Source organism: Candidatus Clostridium helianthi (genome assembly GCF_045310795.1).
Classification (GTDB): Bacteria; Bacillota; Clostridia; order Clostridiales; family Clostridiaceae; genus Clostridium; species Clostridium helianthi.
On record NZ_JBJIAB010000016.1, the window covers coordinates 75,008 to 90,164 of the forward strand.

The following is a 15,157-nucleotide window of genomic DNA, read 5'->3' on the forward strand; positions in this document are numbered from 1 at the left end:
CTCTCCATAAACGCATTATTATATTTAGATGAGTAAATCAAAAAACTTCTATATGTAGTAAACATATTACTTTAGGTTACTCTTCAATAAATTAATATAAATTATTTTCTATTTTTATATAAAGCATACATTCTCTACCGTATATCTACATTTAGAAATTAACTTAACACTAAACACAACATATGTAAATTAATCAATTTAGTTTGCAGCCATTAAACGAGGAAGGAGGTTCATATGAATTTTGATTATATTGAAAATCTGGTGAGAAGATGTAAAAATAATGATGAAGTCGCAAAAGAAAAATTAGCTGATGAGTTTAAGCCTTTAATCTATAATATCTCAAAGAAAACTTTTGTTGATGGATACAGCATTTATGATATTCAGCAGGAATGTTATAAATCACTTTTTAAATCTGTTTCCATGTACAATTTGGAGAAGCACAGGTTTGTTGCTTATGCTACTAATGCAATAAAGAATAATGTAAATGATTTAATTAGGAAAATGAATTTTAGAAGTTCCACTGACAGTAATGATGTTTTAAGTTTTCATGATAACTTTGAAGAAGATATCCCCTCACAAGAAATATCTATCGAGGCTTCATTATGTGAAGTCTGTGATTATGAAGATTTAAAGTCAGCTCTTAAAACTTTAAATGAAGAAGAAATTGAACTTATAAATTTTGTATTTTATAAGAATCATACTGTTAAGGAATATGCCTATTTTAAAGATATGTGCTACTCTACAGCCGTTTTGAAAAAGAAAACTATTTTAAGAAAAATATTTAATAGCATCCCAGTATATTATTAAAATCTAACAGCATCAAGGTTAACATTTACCTTGGTGCTGTTATTTTTATTTTACTGGAATATAAATTCCTAAAGAATAAAAAAGCCTAAAGTAAAAAAGTATATTTATAACTATACTTTTCTACTTTAGGTTAAACAAATTGGTGGCTCACCCGGGAATCGAACCCGGGACACCATGATTAAAAGTCATGTGCTCTACCGACTGAGCTAGTGAACCAAAATAATAATTATGATAGGATGCTTTTGCAAATAATTAAGCTAAATCGATTTCCTTGCAGCCTACTAATATTTTTACATGGGGTGAACGATGGGACTCGAACCCACGACAACCAGTGCCACAAACTGGCGCTCTACCAACTGAACTACGTTCACCATTATGGTGCGTTTTAAGGGATTCGAACCCCTGGCCCACGCCTTAGAAGGGCGTTGCTCTATCCAGCTGAGCTAAAAACGCATATTATTTATTATGTTGCAAACTCTTTAATTTTTTTGGAGCGGGTAGTGGGAATCGAACCCACCTTTCCAGCTTGGAAGGCTGGAGTATTACCGATATACGATACCCGCAACTAATCTGCTTGTTTATTATATGTTACATATTATAGGTTGTCAACACAAAAATTTAATTTTTTTCAAATAAAGTGCTGAATATTGTATTTTTTACCGCAATTTCACCTTATTTAGATATCTCTCACCTAGCAGTATCACAGGCTTTGACTTTTTTATTTACTGCATTAATATAAATTTATAAATATATTTAAATTTATATCACTTTGAGTATAATGCTTTTCAATAATAAGTTTATATTTCAAATTTTAGTAAGCAAACTGCTTAATAAATAATCTAATATTAAAACTTAATTATTTTATTTAACTAAATTTTAATATTAAATTAGAATTCACTCTCAATTATTTATTAGCCTCTTATTTTTTATTCCATGTCTTATTAAATTAAACCATAAAATAAAAATGTTAACATATGTGCTATATATATTTATAGTTACAGAGTATTATCCCGATAAACTGTATCTAATTACAGTACCACTATCTAACCAAATTCTAAATGGTTCAACTAATACTTTTTTCATTTACTCCCCTCCCAAATTTATTTTCATAGATAATTATTTCATATTAATTTGTTATTGCCTTAAATATTTTTTATTACCTTCTAAAAAATTCAATCATATATTACACTCCCTAAAAGTTTTTAATTTAAATACTAACCTCTCCTTAAGCCACATTTTTCAAGCATATTCTGAAGAATATATATTCTTATATGGTAATATTCTAGAGAATATTAGAATATTCTCTATTTCTGCATATATCCTAAGTGAGATAAATGAAAATTCAAAAGATCTCTTCAAAAAAGTTATCCTGCAAAAAGTAAGATCCAAATTTTGCATCTGATTAACAGAGCTCTTTCATTTAATCTTTTATATTTAGAAGCATGCATTTCTTTTCTTTGATCATTCATAGAAAAAATGTATAAAAATTTTTATAAAATTTATTAAAGGAGAACACTTATGAGTAAAAGAAAACAAAATGAACTACCAAAAAATGATTTTGCACCAGATGAGAATGAAGAAATAATTGGTTTTACACCTGAACCAGTCATTTCTGGCAAGTGTATTTCATCTTTTTCATTTGATGATGATGAAGATGAAAAAAATACTGCTATGTCCAATAACAGCAGTAATAATAATAATAATAATAATAATAATAATAATTGTAGTTATAACAGTAATAATATATCGTCTATTGAATCTAATAATCCTACTCTAATCATCTCATTTGATGATGAAGCAGCATCTACCCAAAATGTTAAAACATCTAATTCTAATATTTTTGCAGATAATAGAAAAATTTCAGTAGCAAATGGCATGGCTCCACCTATTGATGGTGAATTCCTAGATATTAAACGAACTTATATGCTTAGATCTTCTACTGTTAGAAAAGTTAATGAATTAAAGAGCAGGCATCCTGACTTAAATACCTATGTAAGTACTATAGTGGACATGGCTATAGCTCACTACTATAATTACATAGTCAATGAAGGCGAAAAAAAAGAATGATCTACTAGGGTGTAATAGATCATTCTAAATACTGGTTATCATTTATTTAATAAGGGGTAAATAATGATTAACTATCTTATAAATTTATAATACTAGATGAATATGTCAATTGTATGACAAGCTATAATTTTCTAAATCAGTTCTTAGAATTTTGTAATAGTCTATTTTTCTTAACTTGCCATAATATATTTTGAATATAATTTCACCGCTTTCAAATACTATAAATTATGAAAGGTGGTGAGTATAATGAAAAAATTTATTGTCCCATTTTCTATTATTTTATTCTTATTGTTTAGCATGAATACAATAAACGCTTTTGCCGCTAGTAAAACTTTAACTCAAGGTCTTTATTCTCTAAAGGACTCAGGATTATCAGCAGGCGTTGATTATAATGTTCAAAATAATTCTTCTGGTAGAGCCATGCTTCTTATAGTTGATAGCACTCAATTAATACAGGAATTAATTCGTTTTGAACCTAATTCTCGCAAATATACCATGAAACCGCTAAATTATGGGGATATAATTATAATAGTTACTGCGGGTAATTTAGAATTCTCTTAATGAGTATACTTATGATTTTATCAATACCTGCTGACTCATTGTCATCCAGCTATCTATTAATCTACTTAAGCATTTTGTATTAATATAATGATATATTGAACTAATTTCATTCTATATTAAAACAACTTTTTATTGCTTTATACGAGACAAAATTATAATTGTAGTTATAATACATGCCGTTCCAATCCATTGTGATATTCCAAGCTCCTCATGTAACCATAATACAGACAATATAGCAGCCGATAAAGGTTCAGCTGATGATAATATGCTTGACTCTGTCGGCTTTATATAATTTAAACTTTCTAAGAAGCAAGTAAAAGCAATTAAAGTTCCAAATAATACTACAAATATAATAGCTAATATTGAATTAGTAGACCAAATTCCAGTGCAATTCCATGGCTGCTCAATAAAGCTGAAGGCTATTCCTCCTGTTAACATCCCCCACCCAACTACTAATATGGATCCCCATTTTCTAAGAAGCAAGCGAGGTTGTAAAGTATAAAAGGCTGCTGCAAATGCTGATGCAATCCCCCAAAACAATGCTAACCTTGAAATAGATATACTATGAATATTCCCCTTTGTAATGATAAAAAATGTCCCTAGCATTGCTAGTCCAATAGCAATAATTTCTTTAAGCTTAGGAATTTTTTTATTACGAATGGCTAAATAACAAGTAATTATTACTGGTGATGAATATTGAAGTATTGTTGCTGTTGCTGCATTCCCATATTTAATTGCCGCAAAATATGTATATTGTACTCCTAGCATACCTAAAACGCTAAAAAATATAAGACTTAGTGCATCATTCTTACTTTTCCATACTTCCCATATATTTTGCTCACCTTTCATAAAAGTATATAATAATAAGATTATTCCCGATGATAATAAACGTATTACAACAAGCCACTCTGGACTAAATCCTTTTTTCTGAAATAAGTATTGAGCAGCAGTACCTGATATTCCCCATAACATGGCTCCTATGATTACCAGTATTATTCCTTTTATCCTTGGCTGAAAGTTCACTATGCTTCCTCCTTTTTGTATTTATTCTTAATTAATCTATATACATTGCAAAAATAATCCTTCATCATAATTCTAAAAATATTGCAAGAATCTTAGCCCTAATTGTGCATTGTTAAATATGCATTATGAATTTCAACATATATATTATGATTTGCACTATCTATTGCAGCAAGTTGCAATTATATTGATTTAATTAAACAAATATGTAATAATTTTATTATTATTTCTGGCATTAAACAATTAATATATTATCAGAAATTAAAACTATATTAGCGAGATGATAAGAATGCAGGCAACAAGAATAGAAGTAAATGATGATTTGCAAGAAACAATAAAACATGGTTCTCATGATTTTCCATTAGCAATTTACACTGACAAATTTGATCTATTTGAAGATGGGTATATAAGATGGCATTGGCATAGGGAAGTACAATTTTCATATTCACTATATGATAAAGTAGTTGTATATATAGAAGATGAAGAAATAATCTTATCTCCAGGAGAAGGAATTATGATAAATTCAAATGTACTTCATCAAATTAAACCATACGATAATAGCAATTGTATGATGTTTTCTATTGATTTTGATTCAACTTTAATTGGAGGAAGTGAAGAATCACTTATCGAAAAAAAGTACTTGTCACCAATTATTGAGAGCAATAATTTAAAGTTTATATCTTTAAAACTTGACGTTCCATGGCAAAAGAGAATATTAGCTCATCTGGAACAAGTTTTTATATTATCTCATGAAAAAGCATATGGATATGAATTGGAAATGAAAAATTACTTAAGTATTGTTTGGCTAAACTTAGTTAAAGAAATAAAAGAAGAAATTAAAGCCTCTGTAACTGCTTCATCAAATGATGATGAACCTGTGAAAATGGCAATGCAATATATTCAAAAGCATTATGCAGATAATATTGATCTAGATAGTATCGCAAGAGCCGCAAATATCAGCAAAAGTGAGTGCTGTAGAAGTTTTAAAAGAATTTTGAAAGTAACTCCTTTTGAATACTTAATGGAATATAGAGTTTCAAAAGCAGCAGAACTACTTCTAAAAAATAAGGATTCCATTTCTAATATTTCTCTTGATGTAGGTTTTAATGGCATAAGTTACTTTGGAAAAGTATTTAAAAAATATAGGAAGTGCTCTCCATCTGAATATAGAAATAAATATTGCCGCAGGTAACGTAATTATAAAATATATACTATATCTACGGAGCTATAGCTTACTTTTATTAATAGCATGAGCATTTTGAGCATTTACGGAATATTATATATATAAAGAAACTCTATAGTAATATTTATAAAATTAATCCGTAGGAGATGTAATTTATGTTAGAAAATAATAGTAATTATATCCTAGATAATAAAAGTGGTAAATTACAAGAAGTAGTTAGTATTCCTATTTCTTTATATAAATCAATGAGAGGAAGATACTTTGTAGGCCAGACAGAAACTTTATGGGTTGGTAATGGTTCATCAAATGCCTGGGCTGGTTTAGTAAATCCACGTAATTCAGATGTCAATTTATATGCAAATCTATTTACTATTTCAAATTTATCTAATGACTATTTAACTGCCCAAATATGGTTAAATACTAGTTTTCCTGAAAAAGCTTGTGTATCCCGTAAGACCTCTCCAACCAACACTGCGTTAAAGCCAATACCAAAAAACAAGGTAGATATTAGATTTATTGAATCTACTAGAATTGTTCCTAAAGATGGAGTTAATGTATATGAAAGAATAGTACCTCCTAATACAACATTAGTAGGTGAGGAAGATGGAAAGTTTATAGAATCTCCAGGTGGAAACTATACTCTAATTATAAAATCATCAAATTTAACAATTGATAAAGTAGTAGTGGCATTTGGATGGTGGGAAAAACCAATATGTAAAAAGTAGATTCTGTTAAATAGCTCGCCTAATGGTCCGCTCATATGAATAATTATTTTTAACTCGCATATAATATGATTGCTTCTCATTATGTTATTATTTATGGAATCCATTTTGACTCCTCAATTGGAGTCTTTTTTATGGAAAGAATTATTTATGAGAAATTAGAATTATTTAAACTTATCCTTCATATAATTAAAGGAAACCTCTTGAGTGTTATTTTTTTGTTCTCTTGGTTACCCTTCATTCATAGCTACTTTTTGTTTTAATCCATTCACTTTTGAGCCCCTTATTTTAGGGGCTTTTATTATTTCTTCCATGAATAATTTTATGAAATATTCGCAAACTAAAATGTCTTCATAATCAAATCAGTGCTCCATTTTTGATCTATTTAATTTTAAATATGTGATATTTACATTGTGCATTATTTAAGATATATTAGGCATGGTATAAATCCCCCACAAATATTAATTATCACATACATAAAAATGCCCCTTTATTGGGGTATTTTTACTATATTCTCATTGAAAATGGCATAATATGAGTTAAATTTATTTACCTATATCACCCCAGATTCTTTTTCATCAATATATGCAGACAATCTTCCTCTAAATAAGCTTCTCCCTGCTTTTCATACCCTTGTTTTTCATAAAATTCTGCAACTCGTGCCTGTCCTGACAACATTACGCTTTTTCCACCTTCTCGAGTAATGCTATCTTCTGCAGCATTAAGGATTTTTGCCCCAATATTTTTCCCTCGCCATTCCTTTAAAACAGCTACTCTTCCTATGATGAATGACTCTTTCTTAATATCAAAATAGATTCTACAGGTTGAAATTGGCTGTTCTCCTTCATACATAACCATGTGCTTAGCAATTCCATCAATTTCATCAAACTCTTCAACAAAGCCCTGCTCTTTTACAAACACTTCTACTCTTATTTTTTTAGCCTCTTCTGGTAAATAGTTATACTCTTTAATTATCATTTTATGACCTCCCCTTCAAAACAAAAGGCATCCAAAAGCTAACCTTATAGTGTGAAAACACACCGTACCTACGGCTGGCTTTTGTATGCCTTATAATACAATCATCCGGTGATGAAAGTATAAGCTCTTATTTATTTTTTAAATAAATTATATATAAAAATTTGTTGTAAGTCAATGAATAATGCTATTCAATTTTGACAGCATACCCATTAACCCCATTGCCTAAGATAACAGCTTGTTTTGCGTTAGAAGTATCTGTATTGGCAAGCTGAATATTCGTAGTCTTGTCTCCTTCTAACGAAAGAAAATTATCTGTTCCATCAGGACATAGTACATTATTAAATTCATAACCACCACTATTTTTTAGCGTGAATACACTTCCCTGCTGTGGAAAAATACATTTCTGTTTAAATTTTAAAATACAACTAAATAATATACATTCTCTGTGAAATTTATATGAAATATTATAGATATTGTTGCTGCTGCTTATATCATTAGCTAGTTTGTAAAAACATTATTTATATATCTTTTATATCCTAGCAACATTGCCAATCATATACTACTTTCGAAAAATCCTTGTCCTTCAAAGCATTCTTAGGAATAGAAAAAACACAATTTCCAGAATCTCCAAACATAATTCCACACTCATCATCTATATCTAACTGCAATAAAAGAAAATCCTCATCACTAAAACCTAGGTAATCATTTTGTACAAAATATGGATAACCTCCAACTCTGCTGTCACAGCTATAGCAATCGTCACTCAGCTTCTCATACTCTTCTTCTGAAAGTTCATTCTTATAAGTCGTTTCAAACAGCTCTAACGAAGAAGACATAGGCATCTCTCTTATTTCAAAATGCATTTTTCCATTATTTAAAAAAGGAAGGCCTTCTTTATATTCTTCACTATTTTCATAAGGATTTTCCTTTATTAATTGCATTTCATCTTCTTCATATTTTTCTATATACCTTACGACAATAGGGCTTTCTAAGCCAAACATATCATCATTTACAACGAAAAACTGCAATAGTCCTTTCTCTGGTAGATCATTCAAATTTTTAATTTCTGATAGATTTAGCTGTGCTAAAAATATCATAGGCTCTCCATCTTCATCTAATGGGTACTCTTCAATATTTTTAAGATAAGGACATCCTCCTAGTTTACTCTCCCATGGTTTTGTTTCTTCACATTTGAAAGTTATCTCGTTACTATACCTAAAAGTTCTTTTTATTATATTTTCATGTGCTTTTAAATTCTCAGGAATTTCGTATTTAATCATTTTCTACCTCCAATATGTTTCAATATCTATATAATTTTCTCTTTATTATATACTTGCTTATCAATTATTTTATATATTTTCATCAGTCTATTATTCAGAATAAAATCCATTTTTATAAAATGATAATTTAGGTAAATCATAAACTTTTTATAGTTAAAACTACCATTAAAATTATAAAAAATACAGATATGTTTCTTCCAACCTTTGCTCCATAATTTTCTATGTATTTATGACCTATAAAAGCTGAAATAATAAATAAAATCATTGAAATAACCATAACTGGAAATCTTATTCCGATAGCCGCCAGTATATTTTCACCAATACTCTTCTCCCCTAAAGAGGTAAATGAAAACATTATAGAAAATATAGAAATTATCAATGCTGATGTTCCTACTCCACATTTTCTTTTATTAATATTGCTTATCTTCTTTTCCATATTACAAATTCCCTTTCTTATAGAAACTAATTCTAATTCACTAGAAATCTTAAAAGCTAATTGTAACATATTTGTAAATATTAACTTATTAGTTTTTAGATAACCGTAGAATCACTTATTACTTAGACCCACAAAATTTATATCCATCTTACAACCTCTTCTAATTGCTTTCGTGGCCTTGGATATGGTGATTGATCTGGATATCCAATTGCTACTGCTGCTACAAGTTCATCTTTGCAATTTAACCATGAGCATATTTCTCTGTCACAATAAAATATGTCGCAGATCCAAAGAGTTCCTAGTTTAAAATCCTGCGCTACTAAAAGTAGTGTTTGTATCGCAGCCCCAATTGATTGAGTATCAGTAAGTGATCTATGATGGTTATAATCTTCTTCAAAATTAGAAAAAGTGTTAAATACTAAGATCACTGCCGATGCTTCATTAATTGAATTTATACTTGACTCCAAGCTACCAGTAGATTTATTCTCTTTTTTATTCTGATGTAGTGAATTCTCCATAATTCTTACCATCTCATCTTTTGTATTATTCTGCACAACAACAAACTTCCATGGTTGACGATTCTTTCCTGACGGTGCTTTAGTTGCTAATTCTAAGACCTTTTCTATTATCTCTTTTGGTACTACCTTATCTTTAAACTTTCGTATACTTCTACGCTCTTCTATTGCTCTTATTACATCCATACTAATCTCCTAAATTTAATACTTTTACTTGAATCATAAATCTACAGTTACTTATATTTATTTACTCTCACGAATTAACATACGTTATTATTTTCCCTATATCCTTCTTATCTGTAAAATCTACTGGTTTATCATAAATAGCAAGCATTCCTTTTTCATCTGCTGATAAATCTTCCTGCTTCTTATTTTTTATTTTCAATTTTAGTAATGTCATTAGAAATTTATCAAAAGAACTTAGTTTATTATAATTGAATCCACCTCTTAGATAAAAGAATTTGATATATTTTTGTTCATCTACTGTAAAGTTTTTATTTATTACTTCGTTTATAACATTATCTCTTAAAGGTGATGCTCCTGTTGCAAACACTACTAACCTCTTATCTTTAAGCTTGTTAATATTCTTTTTGATTAATCCTACCCCAATAATGCCTACTGCATACAAACTTCCACCATAAATTATAGTATCATACTTATTCAACGTATTAACATTCACCTTTGATGCATTAAAAATATCCGCTGATAACTCTTCTGCAATCCACTCCGCATATTTTTTTGTAAAGCCTGTTTTAGATTTATAGATTACTACTGTTTTCATTATCCACCTCTATCTAAGCAATTATATTAAATTACAGTTATATAAAGATTATCTTTTTCTTTGTAGACTTCATTAATTTCTTCTATTTTTTCATCAAGACTTGGGCAACTTCTTAGGATCTTTATCAAGTTCTTTTTTATTACAAGCATGGATAGAACACAAGGCACAATTATACATTATAAAATCCTTCTTCCATTATAACCTTTTTTGAAATACTATGATTTACTAATGAATTCACCGCATAATTGCCTTCCATAATTAAATCAATTATAACATATATTCTTTATTTATTTTGTTGTATAGTTTCCATAAACTGTGTCAATAATTATAACATAACTTCATATTAAAATAAAAAAGAGATAGCTTTTATTATCATCCACCTGATTTTTCGCTATCTCTATTTTTGCGTAAAAAAATAAAGATGAATCAGATATCTTACTCTAATCAATCTTTATTTTTATGTAAAACTAATTTTATGTTGTTATATTGCAAATGAATCTTTTTTGTATTATACATAAAAAATAATGAATTAAATTTCTTGAATAATACAATTTTACAACTTACTATTGTTTTCTAGTAAGTTATGACTATACACATATTGTTTATTAAATTTAACTCAAATCATTATTATCTCCAACGTTTAAGAGTTGGTAATAATGTTGTCATTTCTTTTCTTGCTTCTTCTTCCCCTATTACTTTTCCCAAAATCGGTACAATTAGCTCCACCATTTCTTTCATGGACATATTGGGATCAATAAATTTTCCGTCTTTATAGCAATTTGTACAATAAATACTCTCACTTCCATCTTGCTCTTTTGCTATAAAATGTGCATGCTCTTCATTAAACGGTAACCCACAACTCTGACACATCGCTACTTTTGTCATTCTTATCATTCCTTTCATATAATACACATAATTATTTAACCAACTACTCTCCTACGTTTATTATAACATAGCTAATAAACATGCTACTATTTAATCATCACTAAATAATTATAATAATAACATTATCACCACTTATTCAAATATTTCTAATAATATAATAATTATCTTATGTAATATTACATTAAATCTTTTTATTTTTATTGCTATCTGAAGTAACTATTTTCTCGTAATTTTATATAGTATATAATATAGAGAATATTTCTCATATTTAATTTGCAATCTGATCATGGTACCTTCTACTACTTTCTGCAGTTAGTTTAAATATAATAATAGCAGTAGTTTTTTATCTACTGCTTTTCTCCAATTATTAAAAACAAAAAATAGATTAAGTATTCCTACCCAATCTACCTTTAGTAATTTTTAATATGTTTAATTTATCCACGGTTATTATAACTGATTTACCTGAAAATCATACAGGTTTTGCATAATACGTATCATTATTACTTACCCAAATATTCCTGATAGGGAAGACGGACTGAAATTCCTGTTTCATCAAATTCGTAATTTGTACTATATAATGGATTTCTATTATAAACATAGTTCATTCCAACATTGTAAAGAACTTTAGCAACCTCTGATGGGTCTTGAAATACGGAACCAGTCATCATGCCAGCATCAATTAATTCTCTGGCTTCTGGTATTGCCTCAATTCCAACTACCGGTATTGTTGGCGTATTCTCGCCTTTATTATAACCATATTCTTGTAATGCTTTAATAGCGCCTATAGCCATAGGATCATTATTTGCAAATATTGCTTCGATCCTATTTCCATATTGTAGAAATAATGCTTTAATAACTTCTTTAGCCTCATCTTCATTCCAATTACAAGCTCTTACTGCGAGCTCTTGAGTTTTTATTTTAGAATTATTAACCTTTAGAATAGGATACTCTGTTTCCTTAACTGCATCTAAGTTATTTTCCTGTCCCATTAGCATAATATATTGTAGTACATTATCTTTATTTTTATCCATAACTGATTTTTTCTCATTCCATAAATTAGTAATGATTCCTCCCTGCAATAACCCTGCTTCTTCTACCCTAGTTCCAACATAGCAACACTTGTTATAAGACTTTATAGCCTCAATAGCAGCAGGTTCTTTACTAAATAAAATTATTGGAATATTTACTCTTTTAACCTTCTCGACAACTTCTTGTGTGCTATGCGTTGTAACTAAATTCACTAAGAATAGATCAACACCTCTTTTTTTAATTAATTCATCTATGCTTGAATTTTGCACTGATTGATCATTTTTGCCATCATAAAAAGTAAATTTTATTTTCCCTTCATTCTCCTTTTGAATTTTTTCTAAGTTTTGACGTATTAATGATATATAAATATCATCAAAGCTATATAATAATACTGCAACATTAATTGGTCTGTCTTTACTGAAAATTTGGCTCGCATTAGCTATTTCTCTAGTACAAGATAACATTATAATTGTTATCATAAATGTAATAATTATATTATGTAATATCACATTAAATCTTTTCATTTTTATCCTCCGTATAATTCTTTATCTGAATAACATATAAATTTAATATATTCATTTGAAGATTTAAATCACATAATCAAATATATCTTATTTTATATTTCATTAAAAAGATTTATACTAGGCATTTAGTGGGAGTTTACTTGCCTTAATTAATATTAGGGTACTTATACCACAGCAATAATACATTAAATTTATAATATATATTGCCAAAATAATCTTTCATTATAATTCTAAAAATATTGCGAGAATTTTAGCGATAATTGTACATTTTGAAATGTTCATCGTGAATTTCAAAATATATAATCTCAACTTAAAATATAGTTTAATTTTTATTAAGCATTTAATTATTAATGGTAGAAATAAACTTATCAGTTAAATTAGATATCTTTTCATTCTTACGTGTACAAATAACAATTTCATTTTTTAGATCAACATTATCTACATAAATTCTGGTCAATTTCCCCATATCAATAAATTCTTTAGCAGCAATTGATGAACAAAAACTCACACCATATCCAGAAGTAGATGCCATAAGAGTTTCATGTAACCCATTAAATTCAAGGGCTATGTCAGGTACTTTACTACTACTAATGTGGCAAAGTGATTCCAAAAGCACCCTAGCGTAACTTCCTTTTTCCCGCATTATAAATGGTTCTAACATAATATTATCTAGACTAACCTTTTTGTTTGCATATTTATGATTTGGTGAAGCTACAAACCATAAATCATCATCCATTATTTTAATGGTATCAATTCTATCTGTATATTTCATTGCTCCACTCCCTAGAACTGCAACATCTACTTTATATGAGATAAGATGATCAATGGCTTCTTCAGTATTTAATGTATTAATCTCAACATTTATATCTTTATTCTCTTTCTTTAATTTAGCCGCCCACATTGGTATTAGAAAATTTGTTGAAAGATAATTTCCTGCTATTTTTAATGTACCATTTTTACCTTTTTTATAATTATCTATTAATGATTCCATTCTATTCTCTATTTTAAAAACTGCATCTGCTTCTTTTACCAATTGTTCACCTATTTCACTTAAACAAATGCCTCTGCCCCGTGGTAAGAATAATGTAATATCATTTTCTCTTTCAAACTTTTTAATTTGTGATGTGATTGCTGGCTGACTAATTTTTAATTGCTCTGATGCAACTGTTACACTTCCAGCTTTAGCTACCATATAAAACAATCTTAATCCATGTAAATTCATACTTTCTCCATTCATACATTTTATTTATGAATATAATAATAACATATATTATACATATAGATTTTGTTTTGATATACTCTCTTTATAAATTATTGCTGGCATTTTTTATAATAAAATATTTAGGAGCGAACTTATGGGACAAACTATTTTATATTTAATTAGACATGGACAAACAAAATGGAATCTAGAAAAACGAATGCAAGGCCATAAAGATTCCCCTTTAACTGAATTTGGCATATCTCAAGCTCAAAAATTGCGTGATAGACTTATTAATGAAAAAATTGATTTAATATACTCTAGTGAAAGCAAACGTGCTTATGATACAGCTAAAATCATTCAGCATAATCGAAACATTCCTATAAACATAAAGAAAGAATTAAAAGAAATCCATATGGGAAAATGGGAGGGCATGAATCAAACAGATATTATTAATAAATATCCTGAAACTTGGGAAAATTTTTGGAATAACCCTTCTGTATATGTTCCAACTGATGAAGGAGAATCTTATGAAGAATTAAAAGCTAGGGTCATCCCATCAATTGAAGAAATTATTAATTTAAATCAAGGCAAAAGTATTGTTATTGTTACACATAGAATTACCTTAAAAGTTATCATGTCACATTTCATAAATCAAAATATATGTAATATTTGTAGAAATCCAGATATAGAATCGGCTAGCCTTTCAAAAATACACTTAGAAAATGGAGTCTTCAAAATACTATTATACGGAGATATATCTCACTATAAATAGAAATTATTTAGCCTAAAATACTTTTATTTTAATTAATATAATGAAAGGCAGATTAAACACCTCTATTTAACCTGCCTTCATCTCTTCTTTTAAATCAAGCTGACTTTTTTCTTAATTATCCCTTCATTTTTAGCTTGAACTAATAACTTATTATGTACCATTCTAGTTTTATTTATATCCACTAGAAAATCTTTATTATCCTCATATATAAGGTCTTTATATTCTGTAGCTTGATCATGTAGAACTTCTAATGCCTGTAATATTGTTAACATTTCAATCTCATTTAATTTTATTTCCATATAAACCACCTCATAAATTTTATTTCAAATTATCTATATGGCTATATTCGTAAATTTATATAATTACTTTTACTTTTTCGTAACAAAAATTACGACA

General features: G+C 28.3%; 16 protein-coding genes and 4 tRNA genes. 6 read left to right on the plus strand and 14 right to left on the minus strand.

What is annotated here, in order from left to right:
* Positions 1-234 precede the first annotated feature (234 nt).
* Entirely contained in the window at positions 235-807 is a 573-nt protein-coding gene (locus tag ACJDTP_RS13645; RefSeq protein WP_103697764.1) for a sigma-70 family RNA polymerase sigma factor, read from the plus strand.
* Positions 808-947: 140 nt separating this feature from the next.
* Here the strand turns inward: ACJDTP_RS13645 and ACJDTP_RS13650 are convergent.
* From ACJDTP_RS13650 to ACJDTP_RS13665, 4 genes are all read right to left on the minus strand, one after another.
* Positions 948-1,023 (minus strand) — tRNA-Lys (locus ACJDTP_RS13650).
* A gap of 79 nt (positions 1,024-1,102) precedes the next feature.
* Positions 1,103-1,178 (minus strand) — tRNA-His (locus ACJDTP_RS13655).
* 5 nt (positions 1,179-1,183) lie between these two features.
* Positions 1,184-1,260, minus strand: a tRNA-Arg gene (locus ACJDTP_RS13660).
* Positions 1,261-1,296: 36 nt separating this feature from the next.
* Positions 1,297-1,370 (minus strand) — tRNA-Gly (locus tag ACJDTP_RS13665).
* 955 nt (positions 1,371-2,325) lie between these two features.
* Here ACJDTP_RS13665 and ACJDTP_RS13670 point away from each other — a divergent pair.
* Both ACJDTP_RS13670 and ACJDTP_RS13675 read left to right on the plus strand, forming a co-directional pair.
* Positions 2,326-2,874, plus strand: coding sequence for a hypothetical protein (locus ACJDTP_RS13670; protein WP_406761510.1), 549 nt, complete (start codon positions 2,326-2,328; stop codon positions 2,872-2,874).
* Between the two features lie 246 nt (positions 2,875-3,120).
* Positions 3,121-3,435 carry a hypothetical protein gene (locus tag ACJDTP_RS13675; protein WP_078116606.1) on the plus strand — a complete coding sequence of 105 codons (315 nt, stop codon included), beginning with the start codon at positions 3,121-3,123 and terminating at the stop codon, positions 3,433-3,435.
* A gap of 129 nt (positions 3,436-3,564) precedes the next feature.
* Here the strand turns inward: ACJDTP_RS13675 and ACJDTP_RS13680 are convergent, their stop codons facing one another.
* Complete coding sequence (locus ACJDTP_RS13680) at positions 3,565-4,458, minus strand: DMT family transporter (protein ID WP_406761511.1); 894 nt, start codon at positions 4,456-4,458, stop codon at positions 3,565-3,567.
* A gap of 286 nt (positions 4,459-4,744) precedes the next feature.
* On the opposite strand from ACJDTP_RS13680, the gene ACJDTP_RS13685 reads away from it, so the two are divergent.
* Positions 4,745-5,647: an AraC family transcriptional regulator gene (locus ACJDTP_RS13685; RefSeq protein ID WP_406761512.1), complete on the plus strand. Its 903-nt coding sequence runs from the start codon at positions 4,745-4,747 to the stop codon at positions 5,645-5,647.
* A gap of 146 nt (positions 5,648-5,793) precedes the next feature.
* Positions 5,794-6,363, plus strand: a complete 570-nt coding sequence (locus tag ACJDTP_RS13690) for a DUF6143 family protein (protein WP_406761513.1) — start codon at positions 5,794-5,796, stop codon at positions 6,361-6,363.
* Positions 6,364-6,918: 555 nt separating this feature from the next.
* Here ACJDTP_RS13690 and ACJDTP_RS13695 read toward each other — a convergent pair.
* From ACJDTP_RS13695 to ACJDTP_RS13730, 8 genes are all read right to left on the minus strand, one after another.
* On the minus strand, positions 6,919-7,338 hold the full coding sequence (locus tag ACJDTP_RS13695; RefSeq protein WP_171771980.1) for a GNAT family N-acetyltransferase: 420 nt from the start codon (positions 7,336-7,338) through the stop codon (positions 6,919-6,921).
* 536 nt (positions 7,339-7,874) lie between these two features.
* Positions 7,875-8,618, minus strand: coding sequence for a YwqG family protein (locus tag ACJDTP_RS13700; protein ID WP_078116611.1), 744 nt, complete (start codon positions 8,616-8,618; stop codon positions 7,875-7,877).
* A gap of 136 nt (positions 8,619-8,754) precedes the next feature.
* A complete protein-coding gene (locus ACJDTP_RS13705; protein ID WP_406761514.1) occupies positions 8,755-9,054 on the minus strand; it encodes a hypothetical protein in 300 nt (99 codons plus the stop codon).
* Between the two features lie 137 nt (positions 9,055-9,191).
* The gene (locus ACJDTP_RS13710) at positions 9,192-9,755 is read right to left on the minus strand and encodes a nitroreductase family protein (RefSeq protein WP_406761515.1); all 564 of its coding nucleotides are present in this window, start codon (positions 9,753-9,755) and stop codon (positions 9,192-9,194) included.
* A 67-nt stretch (positions 9,756-9,822) separates the two neighbouring features.
* Complete coding sequence (locus ACJDTP_RS13715; protein ID WP_103697772.1) at positions 9,823-10,350, minus strand: flavodoxin domain-containing protein; 528 nt, start codon at positions 10,348-10,350, stop codon at positions 9,823-9,825.
* A 627-nt stretch (positions 10,351-10,977) separates the two neighbouring features.
* Positions 10,978-11,235: a zinc ribbon domain-containing protein gene (locus ACJDTP_RS13720; RefSeq protein WP_077839901.1), complete on the minus strand. Its 258-nt coding sequence runs from the start codon at positions 11,233-11,235 to the stop codon at positions 10,978-10,980.
* A gap of 500 nt (positions 11,236-11,735) precedes the next feature.
* Positions 11,736-12,788, minus strand: coding sequence for a galactose ABC transporter substrate-binding protein (locus tag ACJDTP_RS13725; protein WP_078116614.1), 1,053 nt, complete (start codon positions 12,786-12,788; stop codon positions 11,736-11,738).
* 340 nt (positions 12,789-13,128) lie between these two features.
* Positions 13,129-14,010 (minus strand): LysR family transcriptional regulator, encoded by an 882-nt coding sequence (locus ACJDTP_RS13730; RefSeq protein ID WP_406761516.1) that lies wholly within the window; start codon positions 14,008-14,010, stop codon positions 13,129-13,131.
* Between the two features lie 133 nt (positions 14,011-14,143).
* Here ACJDTP_RS13730 and ACJDTP_RS13735 point away from each other — a divergent pair, with 133 nt between their 5' ends.
* Entirely contained in the window at positions 14,144-14,761 is a 618-nt protein-coding gene (locus ACJDTP_RS13735) for a histidine phosphatase family protein (protein WP_406761517.1), read from the plus strand.
* Positions 14,762-14,850: 89 nt separating this feature from the next.
* Here the strand turns inward: ACJDTP_RS13735 and ACJDTP_RS13740 are convergent, their stop codons facing one another.
* Positions 14,851-15,060 (minus strand): hypothetical protein, encoded by a 210-nt coding sequence (locus ACJDTP_RS13740; RefSeq protein WP_017210934.1) that lies wholly within the window; start codon positions 15,058-15,060, stop codon positions 14,851-14,853.
* Between the last annotated feature and the right edge of the window lie 97 nt (positions 15,061-15,157).